General features: G+C 70.3%; 27 protein-coding genes. 13 read left to right on the top strand and 14 right to left on the bottom strand.

Annotated elements, in window-relative coordinates:
- Positions 1–5: 5 nt before the first annotated feature.
- Positions 6–1,694 carry a glycosyltransferase gene (locus tag CIW48_RS18050; RefSeq protein ID WP_149312000.1) on the top strand — a complete coding sequence of 563 codons (1,689 nt, stop codon included), beginning with the start codon at positions 6–8 and terminating at the stop codon, positions 1,692–1,694.
- Between the two features lie 308 nt (positions 1,695–2,002).
- Here CIW48_RS18050 and CIW48_RS18045 read toward each other — a convergent pair whose 3' ends face one another.
- Genes CIW48_RS18045 through CIW48_RS18015 form a run of 7 tightly spaced genes read right to left on the bottom strand, consistent with a single transcriptional unit; the run spans position 2,003 to position 8,617 of the window.
- Complete coding sequence (locus CIW48_RS18045) at positions 2,003–2,971, bottom strand: glycosyltransferase family A protein (RefSeq protein WP_149311999.1); 969 nt, start codon at positions 2,969–2,971, stop codon at positions 2,003–2,005.
- On the bottom strand, positions 2,968–3,768 hold the full coding sequence (locus CIW48_RS18040) for a polysaccharide deacetylase family protein (RefSeq protein ID WP_149311998.1): 801 nt from the start codon (positions 3,766–3,768) through the stop codon (positions 2,968–2,970). Before CIW48_RS18040 ends, CIW48_RS18045 begins: the two co-directional genes overlap by 4 nt.
- Positions 3,765–4,913: a DegT/DnrJ/EryC1/StrS family aminotransferase gene (locus CIW48_RS18035; RefSeq protein WP_149311997.1), complete on the bottom strand. Its 1,149-nt coding sequence runs from the start codon at positions 4,911–4,913 to the stop codon at positions 3,765–3,767. Before CIW48_RS18035 ends, CIW48_RS18040 begins: the two co-directional genes overlap by 4 nt.
- Positions 4,910–5,941 carry an SDR family NAD(P)-dependent oxidoreductase gene (locus tag CIW48_RS18030; RefSeq protein WP_149311996.1) on the bottom strand — a complete coding sequence of 344 codons (1,032 nt, stop codon included), beginning with the start codon at positions 5,939–5,941 and terminating at the stop codon, positions 4,910–4,912. The genes CIW48_RS18035 and CIW48_RS18030 overlap by 4 nt, the downstream gene beginning before the upstream one ends.
- Positions 5,925–7,040, bottom strand: coding sequence for a DegT/DnrJ/EryC1/StrS family aminotransferase (locus CIW48_RS18025; RefSeq protein ID WP_149311995.1), 1,116 nt, complete (start codon positions 7,038–7,040; stop codon positions 5,925–5,927). Before CIW48_RS18025 ends, CIW48_RS18030 begins: the two co-directional genes overlap by 17 nt.
- Entirely contained in the window at positions 7,037–8,065 is a 1,029-nt protein-coding gene (locus tag CIW48_RS18020) for a Gfo/Idh/MocA family oxidoreductase (RefSeq protein ID WP_091784285.1), read from the bottom strand. The genes CIW48_RS18025 and CIW48_RS18020 overlap by 4 nt, the downstream gene beginning before the upstream one ends.
- Before the next feature lie 12 nt (positions 8,066–8,077).
- The gene (locus CIW48_RS18015; protein ID WP_091784282.1) at positions 8,078–8,617 is read right to left on the bottom strand and encodes an acyltransferase; all 540 of its coding nucleotides are present in this window, start codon (positions 8,615–8,617) and stop codon (positions 8,078–8,080) included.
- Between the two features lie 348 nt (positions 8,618–8,965).
- Between CIW48_RS18015 and CIW48_RS18010 the strand changes: the two genes are divergently transcribed.
- From CIW48_RS18010 to CIW48_RS17995, 4 genes are all read left to right on the top strand, one after another.
- Positions 8,966–10,255, top strand: coding sequence for a polysaccharide biosynthesis/export family protein (locus tag CIW48_RS18010; RefSeq protein ID WP_149311994.1), 1,290 nt, complete (start codon positions 8,966–8,968; stop codon positions 10,253–10,255).
- Between the two features lie 102 nt (positions 10,256–10,357).
- Positions 10,358–12,715, top strand: a complete 2,358-nt coding sequence (locus tag CIW48_RS18005) for a polysaccharide biosynthesis tyrosine autokinase (RefSeq protein ID WP_149311993.1) — start codon at positions 10,358–10,360, stop codon at positions 12,713–12,715.
- On the top strand, positions 12,712–13,959 hold the full coding sequence (locus CIW48_RS18000; RefSeq protein WP_149311992.1) for a glycosyltransferase family 4 protein: 1,248 nt from the start codon (positions 12,712–12,714) through the stop codon (positions 13,957–13,959). Before CIW48_RS18005 ends, CIW48_RS18000 begins: the two co-directional genes overlap by 4 nt.
- 745 nt (positions 13,960–14,704) lie before the next feature.
- Positions 14,705–15,532 (top strand): response regulator transcription factor, encoded by an 828-nt coding sequence (locus CIW48_RS17995; RefSeq protein ID WP_149311991.1) that lies wholly within the window; start codon positions 14,705–14,707, stop codon positions 15,530–15,532.
- Between the two features lie 703 nt (positions 15,533–16,235).
- Here CIW48_RS17995 and CIW48_RS17990 read toward each other — a convergent pair.
- Positions 16,236–17,606 carry a UDP-glucose/GDP-mannose dehydrogenase family protein gene (locus tag CIW48_RS17990; RefSeq protein ID WP_149311990.1) on the bottom strand — a complete coding sequence of 457 codons (1,371 nt, stop codon included), beginning with the start codon at positions 17,604–17,606 and terminating at the stop codon, positions 16,236–16,238.
- A 394-nt stretch (positions 17,607–18,000) separates the two neighbouring features.
- Here CIW48_RS17990 and CIW48_RS17985 point away from each other — a divergent pair, with 394 nt between their 5' ends.
- The 4 genes from CIW48_RS17985 to CIW48_RS17970 all read left to right on the top strand — a co-directional run bounded on the left by CIW48_RS17985 (position 18,001) and on the right by CIW48_RS17970 (position 19,513).
- The gene (locus CIW48_RS17985) at positions 18,001–18,222 is read left to right on the top strand and encodes a hypothetical protein (protein ID WP_149311989.1); all 222 of its coding nucleotides are present in this window, start codon (positions 18,001–18,003) and stop codon (positions 18,220–18,222) included.
- Between the two features lie 89 nt (positions 18,223–18,311).
- Positions 18,312–18,548 carry a hypothetical protein gene (locus CIW48_RS17980; protein WP_246695306.1) on the top strand — a complete coding sequence of 79 codons (237 nt, stop codon included), beginning with the start codon at positions 18,312–18,314 and terminating at the stop codon, positions 18,546–18,548.
- A gap of 179 nt (positions 18,549–18,727) precedes the next feature.
- Positions 18,728–19,033, top strand: a complete 306-nt coding sequence (locus tag CIW48_RS17975; protein ID WP_149311988.1) for a hypothetical protein — start codon at positions 18,728–18,730, stop codon at positions 19,031–19,033.
- Positions 19,034–19,204: 171 nt separating this feature from the next.
- Positions 19,205–19,513 carry a hypothetical protein gene (locus tag CIW48_RS17970; RefSeq protein ID WP_246695305.1) on the top strand — a complete coding sequence of 103 codons (309 nt, stop codon included), beginning with the start codon at positions 19,205–19,207 and terminating at the stop codon, positions 19,511–19,513.
- Between the two features lie 39 nt (positions 19,514–19,552).
- Here CIW48_RS17970 and CIW48_RS17965 read toward each other — a convergent pair whose 3' ends face one another.
- Positions 19,553–20,578 carry a glycosyltransferase family 2 protein gene (locus CIW48_RS17965; RefSeq protein WP_149311987.1) on the bottom strand — a complete coding sequence of 342 codons (1,026 nt, stop codon included), beginning with the start codon at positions 20,576–20,578 and terminating at the stop codon, positions 19,553–19,555.
- A 126-nt stretch (positions 20,579–20,704) separates the two neighbouring features.
- Here CIW48_RS17965 and CIW48_RS17960 point away from each other — a divergent pair, with 126 nt between their 5' ends.
- On the top strand, positions 20,705–21,019 hold the full coding sequence (locus CIW48_RS17960) for a hypothetical protein (protein WP_246695304.1): 315 nt from the start codon (positions 20,705–20,707) through the stop codon (positions 21,017–21,019).
- 191 nt (positions 21,020–21,210) lie between these two features.
- On the opposite strand, the gene CIW48_RS17955 is transcribed toward CIW48_RS17960, so the two are convergent.
- Positions 21,211–21,441: a hypothetical protein gene (locus tag CIW48_RS17955; protein WP_091784249.1), complete on the bottom strand. Its 231-nt coding sequence runs from the start codon at positions 21,439–21,441 to the stop codon at positions 21,211–21,213.
- A gap of 42 nt (positions 21,442–21,483) precedes the next feature.
- Positions 21,484–22,221: a sugar transferase gene (locus tag CIW48_RS17950; protein ID WP_149311986.1), complete on the bottom strand. Its 738-nt coding sequence runs from the start codon at positions 22,219–22,221 to the stop codon at positions 21,484–21,486.
- A 210-nt stretch (positions 22,222–22,431) separates the two neighbouring features.
- Here CIW48_RS17950 and CIW48_RS33310 point away from each other — a divergent pair, with 210 nt between their 5' ends.
- Positions 22,432–22,590: a hypothetical protein gene (locus CIW48_RS33310; RefSeq protein ID WP_173009302.1), complete on the top strand. Its 159-nt coding sequence runs from the start codon at positions 22,432–22,434 to the stop codon at positions 22,588–22,590.
- Between the two features lie 141 nt (positions 22,591–22,731).
- Positions 22,732–23,871 carry an acyltransferase gene (locus CIW48_RS17945; RefSeq protein WP_246695303.1) on the top strand — a complete coding sequence of 380 codons (1,140 nt, stop codon included), beginning with the start codon at positions 22,732–22,734 and terminating at the stop codon, positions 23,869–23,871.
- Here the strand turns inward: CIW48_RS17945 and CIW48_RS17940 are convergent.
- Positions 23,868–24,233: a helix-turn-helix domain-containing protein gene (locus tag CIW48_RS17940; protein ID WP_149311985.1), complete on the bottom strand. Its 366-nt coding sequence runs from the start codon at positions 24,231–24,233 to the stop codon at positions 23,868–23,870. The two genes, CIW48_RS17945 and CIW48_RS17940, sit on opposite strands and share 4 nt — an antisense overlap.
- 107 nt (positions 24,234–24,340) lie before the next feature.
- Between CIW48_RS17940 and CIW48_RS17935 the strand changes: the two genes are divergently transcribed.
- Positions 24,341–25,087, top strand: coding sequence for a glucose 1-dehydrogenase (locus CIW48_RS17935; protein ID WP_149311984.1), 747 nt, complete (start codon positions 24,341–24,343; stop codon positions 25,085–25,087).
- A gap of 161 nt (positions 25,088–25,248) precedes the next feature.
- On the opposite strand, the gene CIW48_RS17930 is transcribed toward CIW48_RS17935, so the two are convergent.
- Both CIW48_RS17930 and CIW48_RS17925 read right to left on the bottom strand, forming a co-directional pair.
- Positions 25,249–25,470, bottom strand: coding sequence for a hypothetical protein (locus CIW48_RS17930; RefSeq protein ID WP_091784234.1), 222 nt, complete (start codon positions 25,468–25,470; stop codon positions 25,249–25,251).
- A gap of 76 nt (positions 25,471–25,546) precedes the next feature.
- Complete coding sequence (locus CIW48_RS17925; RefSeq protein ID WP_149311983.1) at positions 25,547–25,789, bottom strand: hypothetical protein; 243 nt, start codon at positions 25,787–25,789, stop codon at positions 25,547–25,549.
- Between the last annotated feature and the right edge of the window lie 166 nt (positions 25,790–25,955).

Genomic DNA, 25,955 nt, shown 5'->3' with positions numbered 1-25,955 from the left:
GCATGATGGTCAAAGGCGCGTCGGAACTCTGCCGGGACGGCGATGGGGAGAATGCGGCCGGGACGGCGTCCCGCGTCGGGCGGATCCGATCGAACTTCGCCGCCTTCGATGCCCGGGTGCGGCACGCGGAGCGTCTTGCGGCGGCCGGCGACCATGCCGGCGCGGCCGTCGAGACCGCCATCGCGGCGACCCTGGCGGCGCACCGGCATTGCGGCGTGTTCGCAAGCCCGCGCCTCGAACGGTTGATGACCGCGATCGGCCGGACCCTCGACGGCGGCGACCGGGACGGTGCGGGCGGCGATGGGGCTCCGTACCGGCGCGTCCTCCACGTCTGCACGCAGCTCGCCCCGGTGGGTGGCCTCACCAAGATGCTCGCGCTCTGGATCGGCGCCGACCGCAACCGGGTCAACGGCGTTGCCCTGACCCAGCATCGCGGCCCGGTCGACGGGCGGATCACCGCCGCGGTGCGCGGGAGCGGCGGCGGGATCCACCACCTGAACCACCACAAGGGCGACAAGCTCGCCTGGGCGCGGGAGCTGCGCCAGATCGCGCGCGGCTACGACGTCGTCGTCCTGCACATCCACTGCGAGGACGTGGTCCCGCTGATCGCCTTCGCGGACCCGGCGAAGAGCCCGCCGGTCCTGCTGCTCAACCACGCCGACCACCTGTTCTGGATCGGGACGCGAATCAGCCACGCGGTGATCAATCTGCGCGAGGCCGCGCGCCGGCTCGCCGTCGCGCGGCGCGGAGTCGATCCGGCCCGCAGCCTCCTGCTGCCGACCCTGATCACGCTGCCCGAGCGCCAGCGCGCCCGCAACGCGGCCAAGCAAGCCCTGGGCATGCCGGAGGACAGCGTCCTCCTGGTCTCGGTGGCCCGGGGGGCCAAGTACCGCAACGTCGGGCCGGTCACCTACGCGGACCGCCACGTCGACCTCCTCGCGGCGCATCCCCAAGCCCGGCTCATCGTGGTCGGCCCCGGCGAGCGGGCCGACTGGGAGCGGGCCCGGGCCGCCACCGGCGGGCGCATCACGGCCCATGCCGAGCTCGCCGACCCGCGGGTCTTCTTCGAGGCGGCCGACATCTACGTCGATTCCTACCCGTTTGTGTCGTCGACCTCGATGCTGGAGGCCGCCGCCTATGGGCTGCCGCTGGTCACGCGCTTCGAGGCCCCCGCGGCGGCGGAGATTGTGGCGATCAATCATCCGGGGCTCGACGTCACGGCCCGGGTGGCCCACGACCAAGCCGCCTACGAGGCCCACCTGACCGCGCTCATCACCGATGCCGCGGCGCGGGACGCCGCGGGCGCCGAGAGCGCCGCCGCGGTCGCGGGCCTGTACGCGCAGGCCGCCTGGCTGGCAGGACTCGACGCGGTCTACGCGCAGGCGCGGGCCCTGCCCCGGCTGCCCCCGGAGGCCGAGGCGCCCGGCCCGGCCGAGACGCCCCATCTCGGCGAGCCCGACCTGCGACACCAGGACATGTTCGGCTCGGACTTCCCCGTATCGGAGATGACCAAGAACTACATCGGCATGCTGCCGCTGCGCCAGCGCGTCGCCTCCTGGCTCGCCCTGCGCCGCGCGGGCGACTTCTCCGGCCTCTGGGAACCGGTGCGCCTGCTCCTCCCGGAATGGCTGGTCCGCAACGTGAAGGATCGGTTCGGCCCGATGCGGGTCCGGGCGCAGGTCCCCAGCGCCTGAGGCCGCCCCGGGCCCGGGTTGGGTGCGGATCGGTCATGCCGACTGGCGTGCGTCGCGCCCAGCGGAGCGGGCCCCGCCCCGCGCGGTCCGCGCGTCGCGGAAGGCCGGGCCGCCCGCCCGCGCTTCTGCGGCCCTCACCGGTCTCCGTCGGGACGGCCCGCTCTCCGCAGGCAAGGACGGTCGCGCCTCGTAGGACAGCTCGGAATCCCGGGCGCTGCGCACTCCGGGCACGGCCGGGACAACGCGAGCCCACTCCGGCGGCCGGGCCCTCAGGGAGGCCCGCGCCGCGGAGCGACAGCCCGTCGGGCTCAGCGCGTCTCCGGATCGGCGGTCAGCGGCCCGGCTGCCGACCCGGCGGCCAGCGCCAGCAGGGCCGTGCGCGCGCGCGTCGGCCGGAAGGCCTGCCGGATCGCCCGGTGTGGCATCAGGCGGAAAGCCGTGAGGAACGCCCCCGCGGCGGCGCGGCGATCGCCGCGGGCCACGTGGGCCTCGGTGGCATCCAGCAGGGCGTCGTAATAGCCCTGCACAGTCCCGAAATAGAGCCGCAGGGCCGCGAGCCGCGAGACGCCGAGAGCCGGCGCGTGGCGTCGGAAGACCAGACGGGTGAAGTGAATCCGGCGGGCGATCAGGCGGTCGAAAGTCCCCGCCGGCCGCTGCCGGAAATGCACGCAGGGCGCGGCGACGAAGCCCACGCCGTGGCCGCGGACGGCGCGCAGCTGCCAGTCCCAGTCCTGATCGCCGAGCAGAGCCTCGTCGAACAGGCCGACCGCGTCCGCGACCGTCCGGCGCACCATGGTCGCGCCGATCTGCGGGAAGTAGCCGCTCAACATGTGGCGCAGCAGCGCGCCCTTGTCCGACGGCAGATCCGCCGGCCAGGGACCGTAGGTCGGCACGAGGTCGTGGTCGGTGGTGACGATCTGCCCGAACACGATCCCGAGGGCCGGATCGGCCTCGAACAGGCGAAGATGGTCCCGGATGTGCGCCGGCTGCCAGACGTCGTCGTCGTCGAGGAACGCCACGTAGGGCGCGCTCGCCCGGGTCAGGCCGGCATTGCGGGCCGCGCCGGCGCCGGGCCGGTCGACGGGGACATGAATCGCGCCGAATTCGGCGGCGACCTCGGCGGCCGGCCCCGCCTCGCCGTTGTCGCCCACGATGATCTCAAAGGCGAGGTCGGGGCCCTCCAGGGCGCGGATGCTCGCCAGGGCCTCGCGCAGGAAGGCGGGCCGGTTGCAGGTGGGCACCACGACGGAGACGCGGCGCTGCGCGGGTCGATTCATACCCACTCCTCCCAGGCATCGTAGGCGCCCCGGAGCAGGGCACCGAAGACGAGATCGTTGTCGAACTGCGTGACGAAGCTGCGCGCCACCGTTCCGGCGGGGCGGGTCTCCACCGCCTGGGCGTAGACGATCCGGTAGCCCGCCTCCCGGGCGGCGTTTGCGGCCGCCTGCGTCCAGTTCGCCGATTGCCCGAGCGGGATCGCGAAACTGTCCGGCCGCACGCCGAGGCGAGCCCCGATGGCACGCCGGGATTCCTCCAGCTCGTCGGCCGCCTCCGCCGCGCTGAGGCGCCCGAAATCCGGGTGGGTCACGGAATGGCTTCCGATTTCGACCCCGTTCGCGGCGAGCGCCTCGATGGCGCGCCAGCCCAGGATGCCCGGCGGTCCGCTCTCGGGGCGGTCGAGCCAGCCCGACACGATGAACAGGGTCCACGGAATCCCGTAATCGCTCAGGATCGGTGCCGCCCCGCTGAGGACGCTGTGCCAGCCGTCATCGAAGGTGATGGCGAGATCCCGCGCGCCGCCGCGCCCGTCGGCGATGGTGGCCGCCGGCACGAAGCGGTAGCCGAGATTGAGCGCACGCTCGAGCTGGTGGCGGAAGCGCGCGGGAGTGACGTCGTTGACGCCGCATTCCGACTGGCCGACCGAATGGTAGCAGAGGATGCGACCGCCCGGCGCCGGCCGCCGGATCCGGGCGAGGGCGAGCGTCGTGCGCTCGCAGGCCATCCGGGCGGCGGCGACGCGCGGGCGCGTCAGGCCGACCGTCCGGGCGAGGCTCCTGACCGGTGCGGGGATCATTTCAGGGCGGCGCGCAGGCCGTCGACGACCTGATCCTGCTCCGCCTCCGTCATCGCCGCGTAGAGGGGCAACAGGATCGCGTGGTCGCGCGCCCGCTCGGATTCCGGCAGCGCGAAGCGCCGCGGCGCCTCGGCGTAGGGCGGCTCGAGATGCGCGCACATGATGCCCCGGCGGGTGGCGATGCCCCGGTCGAGCATCGCCTGCATCACTGCATGCTGGTCTGCATCATCCGGGAGTCGGACGCAGTAGCTCTGCCAATTGCTGCGCATCCCGATCGGTTCGGGCGGCGGCGTCACCGCGGGGAGGTCGGCCAACCGCGCGCGGTAGCCGTCGGCGAGGCGGCGGCGGCGGGCGATCAGGTCGGGCAGCCGCTTCAGCTGCTCCCGGCCGATGGCCGCCTGAACGTCCGTCATCCGATAGTTGAAACCCGCGATCGCGTACGATTCGACGACCACCGTGGCGCTGCCGTGGCGGGCGATGTCGGAGACGCTCATCCCGTGCTGGCGCAGCAGCCGGAAGGTCCGGTCCCATTCGGGCTTGGCGGTGGTGATCATGCCGCCGTCGCCGGTGGTCAGCACCTTGCGCGGATGGAACGAGAAGCAGGCGATGTCGCCGGCAATCCCACCCCCGCTGCTGCCGATCGGCCGCCAGACATCGCCCTGGAGCCGCTCGGAGCCGATGGCGCAGGCCGCGTCCTCGATCACCGGGATGCCGGACCGACGCCCGATCGCCACGATCGCCTCCAGGTCGCAGGGCATGCCCATCTGGTGGACGCAGACGATCGCCTTCGTCTTCTCGGTGATCGCCGCCGCCGCCGCGGTCGGGGCCATGTTGAAGGTCGCCGGGTCGATGTCGACGAAGATCGGCGTCGCCCCGCACTGGGCGATGGCGTTGGCGGTGGCGATGAAGCTGTGGCTCACCGTCACCACCTCGTCGCCGGGGCCGACCCCGACGGCGAGCAGGGCGAGATGCAGCGCGGTCGTGCAGTTCGAGACCGCGCAGGCATGGGGCGCGCCGACGATCGCGGCGAACGCCGCCTCGAAGGCCGCGACCTGCGGCCCCTGGGTCAGCCATCCGGAGCGGACGACGGCGGCGGCGGCCTCGGCCTCGGGGTCGCCGACTTCGGGCTTGGCGATCGGGATCATGCCAGCGCCCGCCGCAGGTGATCGGAGCGGGACTCGTCCTGCCACCAGGCGACGAGGTCGGCCAGGCCCTCGGCGGCGCCGATCTCCGCCTCGAAGCCGATCAGGTCCTTGGCGAGGCGCGTGTCGCACAGGCGCCGCGGCACCGGGTTCACCGCCCGCTCGGCCTCGTGGAGCAGCGGCGTGCCGTCCCGGCCCATGATCCGGGTGAGGTGGCCGGCGAGGTCGACCAGCGAGGTCTCGACGCCGGTGCCGACATTGAGCACCACGTCGGTGGCCGACGACGTCGCCGACAGGATGTTGGCCTGGGCGATGTCGCGGACATGGACGAGGTCCATGGTCTGCAGGCCGTCGCCGAAGACGATCGGCGACTGGCCCTCGGCCAGGCGCTGCATCCAGCGAACCATGACCTCGGTGTAGCGGCCGGTCAGGTCCATCCGCGGCCCGTAGGCGTTGAAGTACCGGAGGGCGACGTAGTCGAGCCCGTACATGTCGTTGAACGAGCGCAGGAGACCTTCCCCGAAGGACTTGGCGGCGCCGTACAGGGTCCGATTGTCGTAAGGGTGGTGCTTCTCGGTCGTCGGGAAGGCTTCCGCCATCCCGTAGACCGAGGCCGAGGAGGCCATCACCACCTTGGCGACGCCGGCCTCGACGCAGCTCTCCAGCAGGTTGAAGGTCGCGGTGGCCATCACCTCGAAGGCGTGGCGCGGCTCCGAGGCGCACTGCGTGATGCGCAGGGCCGCCTGGTGGAACACCACGTCGGTGCCCTTGACCAGCGTGTCCATCAGGGCGCGGTCGCGGATGTCGCCCTGGACGAGGCGGACGCGGCCGGAGCCGAGGGCGTCCCCGAGATTCTCGGGGCGGCCGCGGACCATGTTGTCGACGGCCACGATCTCGTCGCAGCCGGCCGCAACCAGCAGGTCGATGATGTGGGAGCCGATGAAGCCCGATCCGCCTGTGACCAGGATCCGGGTCCCGCGCAGGTCGCCGCTGAACCGGCTTCCCTTCGTGACCTCACGCAGCTTGGGCATCGGCGACCTCGCAGTAGCTGGTGACGGCCTGGCAGACGGTATCGATCTGCGCGGACGTCATCTCGGGGAACATCGGGAGGGACAGGGTCCGGGCGGCCAGCCGCTCGGTGACCGGCAGGCGGCCGGCGCCGTCGTCGAGGTGGCTGTAGGCGGGCTGCCGGTGGACCGGGACGGGATAGTGGATGCCGGTGGCGATGCCGGCCGCGTTGAGGTATTGGCGCAGCCCCTCGCGGTCCGCCGTCGACACGGCGTAGACGTGGAACACGTGGTCGAGCCCGGCGGGGGCCGGCAGTTCCAGGCCGAGGCCCGCGAGCCGGGTGCCGTATTCCGCCGCCACCGCCTGACGGGCGCGGGTCCAGGCCTCCAGATGCGGGAGCTTGACCCCCAGCACCGCGCCCTGGACGCCGTCCATGCGCAGGTTGAAGCCGTGGCGGACGTGGTTGTACTTGCCCTGCTGACCCCAGTCGCGCAGGCAGCGGGCCGCCTCGGCGAGGTCGTCCCGGTCCGTGACGATGGCGCCGCCCTCGCCGTAGGCCCCGAGATTCTTGCCGGGATAGAAGCTGAAGCAGCCGATATCCCCGATCGTGCCGGCCTTGCGGCCGCCGCGCTCGGCGAGATGCGCCTGGGCGGCGTCCTCGACGAGGGCGATCCCGTGGCGCCGGGCGATGGCGCCCAGCGCATCGAGATCCGCCATCCGTCCGTGGAGGTGCACCGGCAGGATCGCCTTGGTGCGGGGCGTGATCGCCGCCTCGACCAGGGCCGGGTCCATGGTCCAGCTGACCGGGTCGATATCGACCAGGACCGGCGTCGCGCCGGCATACAGCACCGCCGCCACCGTCGCCACGAAGGTCGACGAGACCGTGATCACCTCGTCGCCCGGGCCGATGTCGAGGGCCAGCAGGGCGAGGTGCAGGGCCGCGGTGCCGCTGCTCACGGCAACCGCGTGGCGGGCGCCGCAGGCTTCCGCGAAGGCGGCCTCGAAGGCGCTGACCGCCGGTCCGAGGACGAAGTCGCCGCTGCGCAGGACGTTGAGGACCGCCGTCTCGACGTCGCCGCCGATCGCCGCGTACTGCGCCTTGAGGTCGAGGAAGGGAATCACGAGGCCCTCGCAAGTGGCATGAGGTCGATGGGGGAGCCGTTCTGGCGCAGGGAGCGCATGGCGGCTTCGAGCATCTCGACGACGCGCAGGCCGCTATGGCCGTCGGTCATGGGCGCGGTGCCGGTCTCGATGGAATCGGCGAAGTGCTCGATCTCGACGATCAGCGCCTCGCGGAAGGACAGGTGCGGCGACCACATGTCGCCGGTCCGGTAGGAGACCATCAGCTCGGTGATGTCGTCCGAGCCGCCGCCGACGGTGACGCCGCGGTCGTAGACCTTGACCTTCTCGATCGGGTCGAGGTCGTTGTAGACGATCATCTTCTTGCTGCCGCCGATCAGCGTCTGCCGCACCTTCACGGGCGCGAGCCAGTTGACGTTGATCTGCGCGACGACACCGCGCGGGTAGAACACGGTCAGGTGGGCCATGTTCTCGGGGCGGCCGCTGAAATGGCCGGTGCCGCTCGCCGAGATCGCCACCGGGGTGAGATCCAGGATGTGGTCGAGGATGGCGAGGTCGTGGACCGCCAGATCCCAGATCACGTTCACGTCGCGCTGGAACAGGCCGAGATTCACCCGGGTGGAATCGTAGTAGAACACGTCGCCGATGGCGTCGGTCGTCACGAGCTCGTGGATCTTCTCGACCGCGCCCGTGTAGACGAAGGTGTGGTCGACCATCAGGGTCAGGTTGCGCTTGGCCGCTTCCTCGATCAGCAGCCGCGCCTCGAAGGCCGAGGGCGTGATCGGCTTCTCGATGAAGACGTGCTTGCCGGCCCGCAGCGCGTTGATGGCGATCTCGAAATGCGAACTCACCGGCGTCGCCACCATGACGGCGTCGATCGCGGGATCGGCCACGAGGTCGCGCCAATCCTGATGGAGCTGGACGGCCGGGTAGCGCTTGCCGGCCCGGCCGAGCGCGGCCGGCGACTGGTCGGCGATGGCCACGAGCTGGCAGCGCTCGGACTCCGAGGTGCACCGGGCGAGGTTCGGCCCCCAGTAGCCGTATCCGACGATTCCGATCGAGATCATGACTGCATTCCCTCAGGCAACTTGCAGAGGCTCGGCCGTCTCGGGCCGGGGCGACTGGGCGGATCGGGCGCTGTTGGCCCGCTTGGTGCGCGTGTCGCCGACGACCCGGGCAGGGCATCCGGCGACGATGGCGTAGGCCGGGACATCCCGGGTCACGACGGCGCCGGCGCCCACGAGCGCGCCCTCGCCGATGGTGATTCCCGCCACGATCGTGGCGTTGGAGCCGATGGAGGCGCGGGCCTCGACCACGGTCTCGACGAGGTCCCACTCGCCGTCCCGCTTCAGGCTCCCGTCCGCATTGGTGGCTTCCGGGTAGATCTCGTTGGTGAAGACCACGCCGTGGCCGACGAACACTTCCGCCCCGATGGAGACGCCCGCGCAGATGAAGCTGTGCGAGGAGATCTTGCAGCGCGGGCCGATCCGGCTGCCCCGCTGGATCTCGACGAAGGGTCCGATGCGCGAACCGCTTTCGATTCGACATCCGTAAATATTGACTAGATCTGGGTAGAATATACCCACATCAGGCCCAATATCTGCATCGGTAATCGGCATACCCGCCGCTCCTTTCGCCGAACTTCTGTGCATCAAAACTGCACAGAGCTGCGGACAGCCGGGAACCCAGGCTTTCGATGCCGTTCGTCCGTCGAAAGGCGAACGGCACCCGTCCGAGACGGCCCATCCCGGTTGCGGCGCTCCGTTCCGGCCAGAGGGCCTACGCCGAAAGGCGCAGCCCCCGCCCCGGCATGGACGCGCGATCCCGCCTTTTGGAGGAGTCCCGGCTGGCTCTGCCGTTACGCATCATGCGGTCTCAGCCCTCCATGAGCCCGTGAGGCCGGCGCGCGGTCCTGCCGCTCGATCGCCGCGCCTGGATTCGGAGGGGGAGCCTAGAGGGAGTGCTGCGTGTCGAAGACTTCGACGAGGACCGAGGCTGCCCACGGAGCCGCCCGCGCCGGGTTCGCGGCCTGTCTGCTCGCCCTGTCCACGCTGCCGGCGGCGGCGGAGTACCGCATCGGCCCCGGCGACACGATCGAGGTCTCGGCCCTGAGCATCCCGAGCTTCAAGCAGGAGGCGACCGTCTCCCCCGACGGCACCGTCATGGTGCCGCTGCTCGGCGACGTGCCGGCGGCCGGCCTCACCGTCGCGGAGCTGCGCCAGAACCTGCAGAAGTCGCTGCCCGCCAAGGCGGTGCGGCAGCGCAACTCGGAGGGCAAGGAATCGATTGCCGTGATCGAGCCGGACGAGATCGGGATCCGGATCTCGAAGTACCAGCCGGTCTACCTGAGCGGCGACGTGACCAAGCAGGGCGAGCACCCGTTCCATCCGGGCATGACCGTCCGGCAGGCGGTCGCGCTGGCGGGCGGCTACAACCTCCTGCGGTTCAGGATGGAGAATCCGGTCGTCGAGACCGCGAACCTGCGCGCCGAGTACGACAGCACCTGGGCGAGCATCCAGCGGGAATCCGCCACGATCTGGCGCCTGAAGGCGATCGTCGCGGCGGCGCGGGGCGAGAAATCCGCGCCCGCGACCGACCCCGCTCCGGGCAGCCGCGCGACGCCGGCGCAGAAGCTCGCGGAGCAGCAGCTCAGGGTCCAGATGACCGACATCGCCAAGGAGAAGGACCACCTGCAGCGGTCCCTCTCCCGGACGCAGACGCAATACGCCAGCCTCAGCGAGCAGCAGAGCAAGGAGAAGGAGGGCGTCACCGCCGATGCCGAGGAATACGACTCGGTGCGCGCCCTGTTCCAGCGCGGCGCGGTGGTCACGACCCGGCTGACCGATGCGCGGCGGGCCGTGCTGCTCTCCTCGACACGGGCCCTGCAGACGACGGTGCAGCTCACCCAGCTCGAACGTGACAAGAGCGAGGTCGCCCGCAAGCTCGAGCGGGTCGACGACCAGCAGGCCCTCGATGCCCTGGAGAAGCTCCAGGTCGCGGAGAACAATCTGGCGACCTATCGATCGCGGCTGAACAGCATCAACGACAAGCTGGTCTATACCGGCGCCCTCCGCGCCCAGCTCCTGTCCGGAAGCCGCGCGCGGGCGTCGATCGCGGTCTTCCGCCAGGGCAACGCTTCCCGGAGCCAGCTCGACGCCGCCGAGGACACGGAACTCCAGCCGGGCGACGTCGTCGAGGTCGCGCTCAAGCCTGATCCCGCGATGCGCGGCATCGGCGACGGCACCGGCCAGAACTGACGACGCCCAACGCCCGGCTCGACGCGGCCCGACGGGCCGGGCCGGAATCCCCTTCGACGGAGCGCGCTCCGAGGCGGTGACCGCCGCGGCGAGGAGAGATCCATGAACCGACACTCGACCAGTGCGTCCTTCCTGCCGATCGGCGCGGCCCGCGCCGGCGGGGCCGGGCCCTGGCGCAGCCAGCCCTTCCCGTCCGAGGCGGTGACCCAGGTCTCCATCCTGACGATCGCGCGGCAGAACTGGCGGTCGATCCTGGCCTTCGCCGCCGTCGGGCTCGTCTGCGCGGGAATCTACGTCGCGACCGCGCCCGCCATCTTCACCGCCCGGGCCCGCGTCTACATCGAGAGCCGCACCAGCCCGGTGACGGCCCGCGACACGCCCAATGCCGGGACCCCGCTGGAGATCGCCGAGGTCGAGAGCCAGGTCGAGTACATGCGCTCCGAGAAGATCGCCCTCGCGGCGGTGCGCAGGCTCGACGCGTCGGCCCTGCAGGACCTGGCGGTGCCGACGCATCCGCTCTTCGTGAAGGTCCGGGAGTTCGTGAAGGCCGCCAAGGCGCTTCCCCTCCGGCTGATCGGCGCAGAGCGGCCGGTCCGGGAGCCCGCCCCCGTCAGCCCGGAACTGCGTCAGGCGCGGACGCTGCGCGAGAACGTGGAGGCCAGCCGCATCGGCGCGGCCTACGTCATCGAGGTCGGCTACAACGCCGACAATCCCACCACGGCGGCCGCCGTCGCGAACGCCGTGGTGGAGGCCTATGTCAGCACCGAGCTGGAGAACCGGGCGAAGGTCTGGAAGGTCGCCGGCGAGTGGATGCTGCCGCGCCTGACGGAACTCCAGCAGCGCGCCAGCCAGGCCTCGCGCGAGGCGCAGACCTACAAGGCCGAGCACACGATCATCGATCTCGGCAAGCGCGGCCTCGTGGGCGAGCAGCAGGTGGAGGAACTCAACACCGCCGTGGCCGCCGCCCGGTCCAAGACCGTGGACGCCCGCGCGGTGCGCGACCAGATCCGCGGGCTGCTCGATTCCGACATCGCCGATCCGGGGATCACCGAGGCCTTCAAGGACAGCGTGATCATCCAGCTGCGCCGGCAATATGTCGACCTCGTGCAGCGGGCCGACGACCTGAAGCGCCGTCTCGGCCCCGACCACGAGGCGGTCCTGGCGATCCAGCGGGACATCCAGGCGGCCAAGCAGTCGCTGCGCACAGAACTCGAGCGCCTCGCCGTCTCCCTGGACCACGATTACGAGGTGGCCCGGGCGCGCGAGGACAGCATGACGGCGGCCTTCGACGCCCTGATCTCGAAGACGCTGATCATGAGCACCGCCCGGGTCAAGGCGAAGGAGCTCGACCGCACCGCCGAGACCTACGACCAGATCTACACGAACCTGCTCCAGCGCTACATCGACGCCGTCAACCAGCAATCCTATCCGCAGCCCTCGGCCCACGTGATCACGCCGGCGACCGTGCCGGAATCCCCGAGCGCGCCCCGCGGCAGCCTGATCATGCTGCTCGGTCTCCTGGTCGGCACCGGCTTCGGCGTAAGCGGCGCCTTCGCGCGGCACTGGTTCGACCGGACGGTCCGGGCGCCCCGGCAGCTGACCGGCCACGGCCTGACCTGCCTCGCCGCCCTCCCCGAGCTGCGGCGCGAGCCCGGCTTCCGGGCCGCCCTGGCGCTGGCGCAGGCCCATGCCAGCGAGGCCCAGCGCCCGGCCAGCGTCGAGGCGTTCAAGGCGAGCGCGGTGCGGTTCATGCCGCAATCCGTCTTCGCCGAGCGCCTGCACAGCCTGAAGGCCCACGTCCTGGGCAGCGACCGCCGCGGGCCGGTCTTCGCGATCGGCGTCACCTCGGTGGGGGCCGGCGCGGGCAAGACCCTGTTCGCGAGCAATCTCGGCCAGCTCCTCGCCCGCGCCCGGTCGAGTTCCGGGCGGGTCCTGATGATCGACGCGGATGTGCGGCAGGCGACGCTCTCGCGGCTCAGCCAGGCCACCGAGCAGCGCGGCCTGCTCGACGTGCTCGCCGGCCGCTGCTGCGCCACGGAGGCGGTGCGTCCGCAGCCCGGGGAAGTCCGCCTGCTCGCCTGCGGCAATCGCCATCCGAACGATCCCCATTTCAGCGACCTGATGACGCCGGAAGGCGTCGCGGCCGTGGTCGGAGACGGGCGCGCGACCCTCGACCGCGTCATCGTCGACCTGCCCCCGGTGGACGAACTCCCCACCCTGCGGCCGCTCCTCGACGGCCTCGACGGCCTCATCATCGTGGTGGAGGCGGGCCGGACGAGCATCGACGAGGTCGCCACCGCCGTGCAGGATCTCGAGTCGAGCGGCAGCACCGTCCTGGGCATCGTGCTCAACAAGGCGAGTGACGAGCCGGCGGTCCGGCGCGGCGGCCGCAGGAGCGCGCTGACGCGCTTGGCCGGCCGCCCGAAGCGGAGCCGCGGCGCGACCGAGGCGGCCTCGTGACCGGCCCCCGCGCCGGCGGCATCGGCAGGGCGGCCTTCGCGCCGGCCCCGGCCGCCCCGGCCCCGGTCGCCCCGGCCCCGGCGGTCGCGAGTCCGGCGACCGCCCCCGGCCGCCGGGTCGCCTTCTTCGGCCACGACCGGATCGAGCCGACGGTGCGCAAGCGGATCGACGCCATCCGGGAGGCCGGCTGGTCCGTGGTCGTGTACGCGTTCGAGCGGGACCGCTATGGCGGCTCGGCCGAGACTCCGGCGACGGACGACGTCGTGTCGCTCGGCCGGACGGTTGACCGGAACTACGCCCGCCGGCTGCCGCGCCTCGCCCTCGGCATCGCCCGCGCCCTGGGTCGCCGCCACGATCTGCGCGCGGCGGACGTGATCTACGTGCGCAACCTCGACATGGCCCTCGTGGCCTGGGCCTCGGCGCGCCTCGCCGGGAGCCGCGCGCGCCTCGTCTACGAGGTGCTCGACATCCAGCGGCTGATGGTCCGGCCGGACGCCCCGGGGCGGATCGCCCGCGCGGTCGAGCGCTGGCTCCTCGGCCGCAGCGCCCTCCTCGTCGTCAGCGCCCCGGACTTCATCGACCGGTATTTCCGGCCCGTCCAGGGCTTCACCGGGGCCTGGCATCTCCTCGAGAACAAGGTCATGGGCCATCGCCTCGGCGCGGTGGCGGACCGGCTGGACCGCACCCGCACGGCGGAGCCGCCCTGGGCGATCGGCTGGTTCGGGACGCTGCGCTGCCGCAGGAGCCTGGCGATCCTGGCCGCCATTGCCGACGCTCTCGGCGACTCGGTGCGGATCGTGCTGGCCGGGCGCCTCTCCGCGGAGGACATCTCCCCGCGGGAGCTGGCCGCAACGCTGGACGGCCGCGCGAACATGGCGTTCCGCGGCCCCTACGCCAATCCGGGCGATCTTCCCGAGATCTACAGGGGGATCCACTTCACTTGGGCGGTCGATTATCTCGACGACGGACTGAATTCGGACTGGCTTCTGCCGAACCGGCTCTACGAGGGCGGCCTGTGCGGCGCCCTGACGCTCGCGCGCGCCGCGACCGCCACGGGCCGCTACGCGGTCGCGGAAGGTCTGGGCTGGGCGTTTCCCGAGCCGCTCGCGGAATCGGTGACGGCCTTCCTGCGGACGCTCACCCCGGAAGCCTTCGCGCAGAGACATGCGGGCCTGCTCGCCCGCGACCTCGCCACGTTCGTCGATGTCGACGGCATGCGCGATCTCTTGGTCCGAGTGGATTGAACAGAGCCGTCCCGGAGCGTTCCAGGAGCCTTTCCCGGAGCCGTCCCAGGGCCCTCCCGGGGCCTGTCCGGACCGCGCGGGACCGCACCGAATGAACCGATGATTCGCCCTGCGCGCCAGGGGGCGTGCCAGACTGCGTAGGCCGACCCCGGGCCGTGTGCCTTTTGGTACCGCAGCGTACCTACGAAATCAGTAATCGGGCTCAAACGCGCGGCGCGAGCGGGAACCTATGTCGCCATTTAGACCCCGCTACAGACCGCACACCGGCACAGCTCGAATACTCATCGCTCGAATACCCGGACCGCATTCGAACCCTTGGATTGGGATTGGATGCCCGAAAAGACAGCGTGGCAATAAGCAACGCCAAACGAGACAACGTTTCGTTACGTCAAAATCGCTCAGACGATCGAATATATTCGCCAAGATCTTGAAGCCTATCGCAACCCGACGACGAACGACCTTGCGAATGCACATCTCCATCAGCCGCCGATCCCGCAGTTAAAGAAATAACTACGTACGTACGTAGTAGGCTTTGATTGTATTTAGCCCGGCAATTTTAGCGATTAGTTCCAGATGGGGTATTTACAGACGATTTTACGAAAGTTAGCATTGTATCCGTGGTCATTGGCGTTCGCCCCCATGGCGACCCACCCGATCGCACTTCTCGGTTTCACGCCGTCGGCGAACTTATTGAGTACTCCGTCACCGCCGACAATCGACTTCCTTCGAAAGGAGGTAATTTCTTATGGCCAGTCTTGGTACTCGAGACGCGCTCACCCTCGTCGAGCGGAACACGGCCGAGAGCCGCGGCGGCTTTTCGGGTGGACATGCCGGTGACGGCCCGGTCGTCATCGAGCAACGGGACCAGTCCCGGACACGCTCAAGCCGCATCGTGATCATCGATCGACGGCAGCTCGTCGGCCGATGCCTTGCCGCCTCCCTCAGCGAGGCCGACCGGGAGACGTCGTTCGAGGTCTTCGCAGACATCGACTCGTGGAAGCGGCAGAAGCCGTTCGTCCCGGCGAGCGTGGTCGTCCTCTGCCGGCCGGACGGCAACCTGTCCGAGACCGAATGGGCCGAGATCGTGCGGGAGCTTGCGTTCCTGCAGGGCGAGGCCGGCGCACCGCCGGTGGCGGTCATCTCGGACGGCGAGAACCTCGACCAGATCGTGCGGATCATCAAGCTCGGCGTCAAAGGCTACATCCCGACGACGACGTCCGTCGACATCGCCCTGCAGGCCCTGCAGCTCGTGCAGGCCGGCGGCGTCTACATCCCGGCCGAGTGCCTCCTGCCCCTGCTGGCCAATATCAAGATGGACGAGCCGGCCGAGCCCGGGGACGACGATATCTTCTCGCCGCGGCAGCTCTGCGTGGCGCGGGCGCTCCGGAAAGGCACGCCGAACAAGATCATCGCGTATGAACTCAATATGTGCGAGAGCACCGTGAAGGTTCATGTCCGCAACATCATGAAGAAGCTCAAGGCCAAGAACCGGACCGAGGTCGCCTACCTGACCAACAAGTACTTCCTCCGGGAAGATTCGAGCCTGGCGAGCGTGAAGGTCCCGGCGGCCTGATCGTCCCGGTGCCGGCCCCGCTGCGGCGGGGCAGCCTCGGCGGCACATCGATCCGCCGCCGCTGAGCGGGGTTACGGGCTCGCCGATTCGGGCGGCCCGCGAGGAAACCCGGTGTCTGTTCGGCCCGCGCGTGACGCGGACCAATCACCACCCCCGCGCCCATTCGGGCGCGATTACCGGCGTGATGCGCGCGGGAAAACGGGGCCGCTCCCGTGGCGGGCGGTCCGACGCGTTGCGGGCCGCGCGACTTCTGCACCTGAGCGGCTTCCGGATTGCCCGTCTCCGGCACCCGCTCCGGGGGTGGGCTCGCCTGCAGCGCTCCCGAATGACCGCGCGGATCAGCCGGCGCGGGACAGCGACGGGAGCCAACTTCCCTCAGGCGTGACGTTCCGGCGTTGCGCCCGCTCGTGCCGAGTCGGGCAACGACAGGACATGGGGACATGGCGGCGACCGGCCCGCCGGCGCGTGCCACGCCCGGAGCCTGTGCGACGCGGACAGCGTCGGCTCGGAGCTCGCACGCGAGGGAGGATTCGCGCCACATCCGGCGCTGGCGGCGCCGCCTCAACCGGATCGATGACGGCTCCCGCCCAGACGCGGACGGTCGCAGATCCACGCGAATCGATCCTGCACACGCTCACGCGGATGCCGCTCGGGCCGCAGCGTCCGACCATGACGGGGCATTCGCGTCCGCCGTGGAGGCGCCTCACGGATCCGCCGCGGCTACGGCGTCCTCGACGGCCTGCAGGGTCTCGGCGTCCTCCCCGGGCCCGGTGGGGCGGCCGATGCTGCTGTAGGCGAAGCCGTGAGACCGGACGTCGTCGGCCCGGTAGACGTTGCGCAGATCCACGAGGACCGGCCGCTGCATGGCCGCGTGCAGGCGGGCGAGGTCGAGGGCCCGGAAGGCGTCCCATTCGGTGACGAGGACCAGCGCATCCGCGCCCTCGGCACAGTGATAGGCATCCTCGGCGAAGGCGACTCCGGGCAGGAGCGGCCGCGCCTGCTCCATGCCTTCGGGATCGTAGGCGCGGACCATCGCGCCGGCATCCTGCAGGCCGGCCGCGATCGCCAGGGAGGGCGCGTCGCGCATGTCGTCGGTGTTGGGCTTGAAGGTCAGGCCGAGCAGCGCCACCGTCCGGCCCCGCACCGAGCCGCCGCAGGCCTTGATCACCTTGCGGGCCATGGCGCGCTTGCGCTGGTCGTTGACCGCCACCACCGTCTCGACGAGCCGCAGCGGCGTGCCGGCATCCTGGGCGGTCTTGACCAGCGCCAGGGTGTCCTTGGGAAAGCACGAGCCACCATAGCCCGGGCCGGCATGCAGGAACTTCGACCCGATCCGGTTGTCCAGACCGATGCCCCGCGCCACCGCCTGCACATCCGCGCCAACCGCCTCGCACAGGTCCGCGATCTCGTTGATGAAGGTGATCTTCGCCGCCAGAAACGCGTTCGCCGCGTATTTGGTCAGCTCGGCGGTCCGGCGGCTGGTCACCACGATCGGCGCGGCATTGAGATAGAGCGGCCGGTAGATCTGCTCCATGACCGCCACCGCCCGTGGCTCATCGGTGCCGACGACGATGCGGTCGGGCCGCTTGAAATCGGCGATGGCCGCGCCCTCGCGCAGGAATTCGGGATTCGAGACCACGGCGAACTCTGCGGTCGGATTGGCCTCGCGGATGATGCGCTCGACCTCGTCGCCGGTGCCCACCGGCACGGTCGACTTGGTCACCACCACCGTGAAGCCCGACAGCGCCCCGGCGATCTCCCGGGCGGCCGCGTAGACGAAGCTCAGGTCGGCGAAGCCGTCGCCGCGGCGGGACGGCGTACCCACCGCGATGAACACCGCGTCCGCCTGCGCGACCGCCGCGTCCAGATCGGTGACGAAGGACAGCCGATCCTGGCGGACGTTCTCGGCCACCAGCGCCTCGAGACCCGGCTCGTAGATCGGCATCCGACCGGCCTTCAGCGCCTCGATCCGGCCGCGATTGCTGTCGACGCAGACGACGCTGTGGCCGAAATCCGCAAAGCAGGCGCCGGAGACCAGACCGACATAGCCTGATCCGACCATCGTGATGTTCATGGATGCCTCGCCGCGATCGTCCCGACGCTCGGCTCTACGGCGGCCCGCCGGAGCCGCCAACATCATATCTTAGGCGTAGTCGCCGCTGCCGATCGGGCGTAGCGGCGGCGATTCGGACCACCCCGTCCCGTTCTCCGAGGCCCGATCCGCGCCCGGGACCGGGCCGCGCCGGCCATCCCCGTCCGGATATCGGGGCGCCCGGGAACTACGCCCTTCGGCTGATGGCGCGCCGCCGGCCGACGATCCGGTTAACATTTCCCCGGTGCATCACCCGAATTGTCAAAGACAGGCGGCTCATTTCTAGCCGCCTCATCGGGGAACGCGGACGGCTATGGTGCTAGACCCGAGCTATAGAACTGAACTCGCCAAAGAGTTCCGGCTGAGGAGAGCCCTGTTGGCGGCGCGTTTCTACTTCGAGATCGCAAATGCCGAGGAGACGATCCACGACCTGGTGGGGGTCGAGGCCGCGGGCCTTGAGGAAGCCCTGATCGAGGCGCGCAGCGTGATCGCCGAGATGGCCGAGGAAATCACGGGGAACGGCCGGGAGCCGCCCTGGACCCTGCTGGTGCGCAACGAGGACGGATGGCTGGTCGGCCGGCTGCCCATCAGGAAGTGACGGCACGCCCCGCACGGCCGCGCTTCCTTTAAGATATCGTTAACGGATCCTCCGGAGGATCGGGCCTGCCCCCCCAGACCGTGGCAGCCATGGCCGGAATGCTCCTCTCCCAGAATGTCCCGCACGCCGCCCTGCAGGCGGACGCGATGGCCGCCCAGTTGGCGCTGGCCGCCCACGCCCTGCGGATGCGGGGCGATGTCGGGACAGCCGAATCGCTCCTGGCGATGGCCCGGCACAACCGGATCCTCGGGCTCAAGCTGCGGGTCGCGCAGGGTCTCGCGCCGAGCCGGAACCGCGCGCAGCGTCCGACCACCGCCGGCCGATAGCGGTTCCGTCCCAGACGCGGCGGGGCGGGTCGCCCCCGCCCGGATGTCCCGGATGCGCCCCGGCTCACGGCGGCGCGCGTGCAATGCCGAATCGACATTGCAGAAACTCTATATGGTTGGCGCTCAACAAAGGCCGTGATACAGTAATAAAATAACTCCTGACAGGAAATTCAGTCCTCGTGTCGACGCCAGAAGCCGGACACTGCGAGGTCAGCACGACCCTGGCGCTGGACATGGTCGGGCGCGCCTATCTGGCCCTCGCCCTGCTTTACGAGACGGCCCATCCGGGTGAGTTCGGCGACGTTCAGCAGAAGATCCGCACGTTCGTCGAGGACAATTTCCGCATCATCCAGGAAACAGGCCGCGACGATAGCCTGACGACCGGGAGCGTCGACGACGCTGTTCAACTTGTTAACAGCGTCCTCGGCGAGGTCGAGAACAAGATTGCCACGATGATCCGGCCGACGCGACACGCGCGCAGCTAAACGGAATCTTGGTTTTACCCGTCCGAATCCGGGACTGTTGCAGTCAAGCCATGGCGCGTCGATAAATCGCCACGCACCATTCGGGAACGAAGATTGTAACGACCCCTAATATCGACAGTCAAATCTGGGCGTGTTACCCGGCAGCAAGGGCAGGAATAGATAATACGTACAATGATGGGCAGCGATAATTGTGATCGGGGCGGGCGCAGCGCGGATGTCGCGCTGGAGGTTCTGGTCCGCGCCTATCACGCGCTCGCGGTCATCTACGAACTCTCCAGCCCCGGCGCCTACGCGGCGCTCCACGGCAAGATGATGCCCTACCTGCTGGACAGCTTCCGGCAGGGCGAGCCGCGGGACGTGGTCGATCCGGATCTGGACGCGGCGTTCTCGACGGCCCTGGAGCGGGTCCGCTGCGCGCTGGACGACGTCCGCTCCGACGTGGCGGCGGTGCGCACGCGCAAGGAGGAGCGCGACCGCTGATCCGTCGCGGCGGCGCGGACCGGATCGGCCGGCCGTGCCTCAGCCCGCCGGCTCCAGGCGGCGCTCCGGTCCGAGGAGCAGGCGCGGACCGGACTCCCGGTCCGGCGCGGGGGCCGGCACGCGGCGCGCGCGCTTGGCCGCCAGGGTCACCGACAGGATGTGCCGCCACGCCAGGGGGGCGCCGAGCAGTTCCGTCAGGGCTGCCGCGTAGCCCTGGGTGCGCCGCCGGTCGAGGACGCGCCGGTGCTGCCAGCGCTTCGCCGTGGCGGCGCGGTGGGCCCGGAGCGCCGCGCATGCGTCCGGGGCGAGGCCCGGCCGGCCCAGCATGGCATCGTCGAAGGCCAGCAGCGCCGCGAGATCGTCGGTCCGGTGCTGGGCGCTCAGCGAGTTCGACCGCTCGACCGCCACGTAGCCGCAGGGTTCCGTTACGGAAAACACCGCCCCGGCCGCCAGCGCCTCGACGTAGAGGGCGTAATCCTCCCCGAGCCGCAGCCGCGCGTCGTAGCGGAGCCCCTGCCGCTCCAGGAAATCCCGCCGGATGATCGGTTTCAGGAAACCCAGTTCGCGCCGATACGCACCGGGGCGCGGGATGTTGCCGACCACGAAGGCCGCGAGTGTGAGCCGCTGCGGCCGCCCGGGCCCGGTCACGAGGCCGGCGGCGGAGGCCGCCTCGCGGCCGCGGACCATGACGATGTCGTCGGCGATCAGGTCCCAGGTCCGGGGTGCGGACAGGAGGCGGGCGAGCCGGCCGTCGAGGAAGTAATCGTCGGCGTCGAGGATGCAGAGCAGCGGGGCGGTCGCGGCCGCGACGGCCAGGTTGCGGGCGCCGGCGGGGCCGAGATTGCCGGCCAGCCGGATCAGCTTCAGGCGGCCCGAACCGTCATCGGCGGCCGCGGCGACCGCGCCGGTCCGGTCCGCGGACGCGTCGTCCACCACGATGACCTCCGCGACCTCCGGCTGCCGGAGCGCGGACGCGATGGCCACCGCGATGGTGTCCGCGGCGTCCCGGGCCGCGATGATGACGCAGACCTCCGGGACGGGGGACGGGGCCTGTAAGCTGCGCACCGGACGACTCCGCGACTCTCCGGCCGATCCGCGCCGCGGCCGGTCCGCCGACACGGTAGGGCGATCCCGGCCCGGGGTGCGAGATCGTCCGAAAGGAGAGGGCCGCCCCCGGGCCGGATCGTCCGAATGATCACCGGCCGGCGGCGACTGGTTGAGGACGTGCGCATGACGCTCGAGTCCGGCCCGGCCCGCCGCCTCTGCGTGGCGGCGACGCTTCTCCTGCAGGCCTGGCCCGCGCGTGCGGGCGAAACCGCCGCGCCGCCGGCCCATCAGGGCGGCAGCTCCTTCGTCGAATTGTTCAGCACCGTGAACGAGCGCCGCCGGCACGTCCCGGACGGCTGGGTCAACGGCGACCAGCGCACGAACGACGCGATCGACTTCGAGTGGCCCGGCAAGGACACCAGCAAGGTCCAGCTCAACGACTTCCGGGCTGAATCTTAACCTCTCCGCGTCAGGCTGCGCTCCCGAATGCGCCCGGAGCGACGCGATGCATTGGTCGAGCCTCGTCATCGCCGCGTATGCCGCCGGCTTCGTGGAATTCTGGCGCCTCTGCATCGAGGCACCCACCGCCGAGGACGATCCGGTCTGACATGCCCGCGTCACCGAGACGGTTCGGGCCGATCCCGGGCGGCTCACCGCTCGTTGGTCATGGGCCGCAGCAGCGCGCCGAGCAGGAAGGCCAGCTGCCCGCAGATCAGCAGCGCCGTGCCGCGCCGCAGGCAGGCGCTGGCGCTCAGGTTGTAGACGCAGACGCCGTAGCCGACCTCCGCGGCGACGATCGGGATGAAGATCAGCAGCCGCCAGACCGAGCCGAAGCGCCCGAGCATCACGCCCAGCAGGGCGTTGAGCATCATGCCCTTCATCGGCGCGCTCCGCGGGCGCGGCGCGGCGGCTGGGGCATGGCCCTAGCGGCTGCCGCGCTGGCTCAACACGGCCGGCACCGTCTTGAGGAGGATGCCGAGGTCGCGGGCGAGGCTCCACTGGCTGGCATAGGCGCAATCCAGGGCGACGCGCTCGGCGTAGCCCGTGTCGCTGCGGCCGGAGACCTGCCACAGGCCGGTCAGCCCCGGCGGGACGGAGAAGCAGGTGGCGAAATCGGCGCCGTAGCGGACGACCTCCGCCTGCACGATCGGCCGCGGCCCGACGAGGCTCATCTCCCCGCGCAGCACGTTCCAGAGCTGCGGCAGTTCGTCGAGGGAGGTCTTGCGCAGGACATGGCCCAGCGCCGTCACGCGGGGATCGTGGGTGAGCTTGTAGGAGGCCTCCCATTCGGCCCGGGCCGCGGGATTCGCGGCGAAGTGCCGTGCCAGCACCGCATCGCCGTCCGGAACCATGGACCGGAACTTCAGGCACCCGAAGGGGCGCCCGTAGCGGCCGAGGCGCTTGTGGCGGAAGATCGGCGACCGGCCGTCGCTGCCCCAGATCAGCAGGGCGATGAACAGCAGAAGGGGCAGCAGCAGGAACAGGGCCGTCAGGGCAATGGTGGCGTCGAGGACGCGCTTCGTCACCCAGCTCGCCCGGAGCCCCGCGCCGGCCTGAACCGTGGCCGGCAACGTCTTGACGAACGCTTCGTTGAGCGTCTCGACCATATCCTGTGGCGTCGACGACTCGATCGGCGTCGGGGGGCCAGCCGGGCGCAACATGTCGGCTCCTTGACTCGGGGCGAGACGGGGTCGGAACCTGCGGGACGGAGTGAGTGCCCCTCGGCCCGGCCGGCGTCGCCGCAGCCGGCTCCGGTGGCCTTCAGCCGATCCGAAGGGGCGTCGATCGCAAGCGTAACCCTCGCGACAATTCTGGGCCGGCGACAGGTTCGGCAACAAGACGGCCGCCAATCCGTCAATGGAGGTAAGTCCTTGCTGGTCGTGCTGGTCTTTGCCGCGCTGACGGGAGGAGCGATCGGCTTCGCGTTGGCCCTTCCGCAGGGCATCCTGGTCGCGCTGCTGGCGGCGCAGGCCGCGGCGGCCCTCTCCGTCGGCCTCGTCGCCGTGCTCGTGCTCGCCCGGCGCCGCTGAGCGGCAGACCGCTTTCGGGGAGCCCCACCCCCGATCGAGGTAAGGGGCCCCGATTCGACATCCGATCTATGGCGGGGTGTCCGGCCGCGCGGGCGAGCTCTGCCTCGGGGGCGCACGGCCGATCACCGGACGAGACGCGCCGTGGCCCCTTCAGAGCACCGTATCCTCGGGTTCGACGGCCTGCGCGCCCTGGCCTTCCTGATGGTCTTCGTCAGCCACAAGGCGCCGAGTCCGAGGACCGAGGCGCTCGGCACCGCCGGCGTCTGGCTGTTCTTCGTCCTGAGCGGCTTCCTGATCGTCCGCATCCTCGCTGCCGCCCGCTCGGCCGTGGAGGCGGGCGCGTCGACGCCGCTCGGCAGCCTCGGGCTGTTCTACCGGAACCGGATCGCCCGCATCGTGCCGGTCTACTACGCCTTCCTGTTCGTGCTCTACACGGTCCGGCCCGGCGATCCGTCCAGTCTCGGCACCGCCGCGTTCGAATGCGCGACGTGGTTCTACGTCACCAACGTCTACATCGCGCAGAACGGCTGGGGGACCGAGCTCGGTCACCTGTGGAGCCTCGCCGTCGAGCAGCAATTCTACCTGCTGTTCGCGCCGGCGGCGCTGCTCCTGCCGCGGCGGCACCTGGATGCGCTGTGCTGGATCCTGGTTGGGGCCAGCGTCGTGATGCACGGCGCGCTGTGGCTGGCGGGCGCCGGGCCGACGCGATTCGATGTCGATACGCTGGCCAATCTCGGGCTGATCGCGCTCGGCGGCCTTGCCGGCCTGCGCGCCAGGCCGCTGCCGGGCTGGCTCGCGCAGGATTGGGCCCTGGCCGGCGTGCTGATCCTGTTCCTGACCCTGCCGCTCGTGGTGGCGCCGACCGGCTGGTGGCTGATCCTCGGCCGCCTCAGCGGCATCCTGGCGGCGCTGCTGCTGCTGCAGGTGATCCAGGCGCGGGAGGGCCGCGCGGTCGCCCTGCTGGAGATCCCGTGGCTGCGCCGGATCGGCGTAATCAGCTACGCCGCCTACCTGTTCCACGTTCCGCTCCACGCGGAACGGGTGCTGGCGCTGGTCGGCCTCGATCGCGCCGCACCGCGATCACTCTCGATGGCGCTCGACCTGCTCCTGACGCTGCTGCTCGCGGAGATGTCGTGGCGGCTTCTGGAGCGGCCTGCCCGCCGGCTCCTGCGGGCCCCGCGGCGCCGGCGGCGCCTCCGCGCTGATCAGCCCGTAGTGCCGCCGGGCGGCACGCGGCGGACCATCGATGCGGGCCGCGAGCGGGCGGCGGCCTCGCCCTAGGCTGGACGGGCCATCTCCGCGGCTCGCGGGGCCGAGCCGGCATCCGACGCGTAGGCGTTGATGATCCCGCTCAGCAATCCGGGAAAGCGCGCCTCCACTTCGGCCCAGCGCGAATGGTTGCGCACCTCGACACCGTGCCGTTCGCTGCGGATCAATCCTGCCTCACGCAGCACCTTGAAGTGGTTGGACAGGGATGATTTCGGGATCACCCGATCGCCCAGCGCCGAGAGCGCCGAGCAGGCCTCGACGCAGCCCGCCTGCATGATCTTGGCGAAGATGGTCGCTCGGATCGGATCGGATAGCGCGTGAAGGATCGCCTCCGGTCGCAGGTCCTCGATCGGGGGATGAGAGAGGGGTCTCATGATTTTTCCATATGGGGGCTTGATCTGTGCTCCGATAGTTCCGAATTTCCGAACTATGGGACTAAGGCCGCCATCCCGGGGCCGGTCCCTTCTGAGAGTTAGCACACATGTCAAAGCTCGACGGCAAGGTTGCTGTGGTGACCGGCGCATCGAAGGGTATCGGCGCCGGAATTGCCAAGTCGCTGGCGGCGAATGGCGCGGCGGTCGTGGTCAATTACGTGTCCAGCAAGGCTGGCGCCGACGCGGTGGTCGAGGCCATCATCGCGGCCGGTGGCAAGGCCATCGCGGTCCAGGCCGACGTTTCCAAAGCCGAGCAGGCGCAGGACTTGATCGAGGCGGCGGTGAAGCAGTTCGGCCGGCTCGATGTGCTGGTCAACAATTCCGGCATCTATGAATTCGCGTCGATCGAAGAGATCACCGAGCAGCATTACCGCCGGCTTTTCGACGTCAATGTCCTGGGTGTCCTGCTGGCGACGCAGGCGGCTGCGAAGCATCTCGGCGAGGCCGGAAGCATCATCAATATCTCGTCGGCCATCACCCATGTGCACACGCCGACCGCAGCCGTCTATGCAGGGACCAAGGGAGCGCTGAATGCCATTTCGGGTGTCCTTGCGAACGAGCTGGCGCCGCGCAGGATCCGGGTCAATGTCGTCAGCCCGGGCTTCGTGGTGACCGAGGGGACGCACGCGGCCGGCGTCGTCGGCTCCGACATGGAGGCCGGCCTCGTCGCACAGACGCCCCTCGGGCGTGCCGGCCAGCCGGATGACATCGCCGGAGTCGTCGCTTTCCTCGCGTCCGACGAGGCCCGCTGGCTGACCGGCGAGGTGATTACCGCCAGCGGCGGCATTCGCTGACCCTCGGCTGCTGTCCCTGGGCGTGTTCACCCACTTGCAGCACGCGCAGGGAGGAAGGCTCGGACAGATTTCGATGGGGCGATTCCGGTCGTCTGCCGAAAATCTGTCCGTCCGGTTTCACGCCATGCAGCGGCCCGGCATCGAAGGCGTGGGAATGCGCTTCAACCCTTGATCGGCAATCGCCCGACCACCGCTCCGGTGGCGTCGCGCACGACGAGCGTCCACGCGCCGGACAGGCCAGCGGCACCCGGTTCACCTGCCATTTCGTCGATCACGCTGCGGGCTTCCGCCAGCGCCTCGGCCAGGTCTTCGGCTTCCACGCCCTGCGCGTCGCGGATCGTTTCCTTGCCGTTCTCGATATCGAAATAGAAGCGACTGGGCACTCATCTCCTCCCTGAATGCTGCCCTCGGGAGGGCCCTCGGATACTACCTACGTAGTCTACCACCATCCAACGACGCTCAGTAGGAGACATAAACCTTAATAAACACCAAAACTGCTTTCGCTCGTGGCGTTGCAATAATGCCGAGATTCCAGCCAAATAATCCATTATAGGTATCGACGATCACCCTTCCGGCCGCGTCGGCAACGGCGACGCGCGGTAACGGGCCTCGGGGGCGTTCGACATGACAGCCTGCGGCGATCCGAGCCTCGAGAACACCTCTCCCGCTGCGGAGGAGAGAAGACAGAAATTGCGTGCCCATGTCCGGTCGGTCCTGGCGAAGGGCCTCGCCGTCCGGAATGCCCGTCCCGGCAGCGACACGGCCTCCGACACGGAGTGACCGCTGCCGGCCGTCGGGGCCATCCCCCGCAATGGGAGGGGATGGCCGCCGCCCTACGCCCTTTGAGCGTCGTGCATGCCGACCGCTA

It is taken from the genome of Methylobacterium sp. P1-11, assembly GCF_008329595.1.
Lineage (GTDB): Bacteria > Pseudomonadota > Alphaproteobacteria > Rhizobiales > Beijerinckiaceae > Methylobacterium.
Note: the sequence above shows the minus strand (reverse complement) of the source record. Positions and strands in the feature narration are given on the sequence as shown.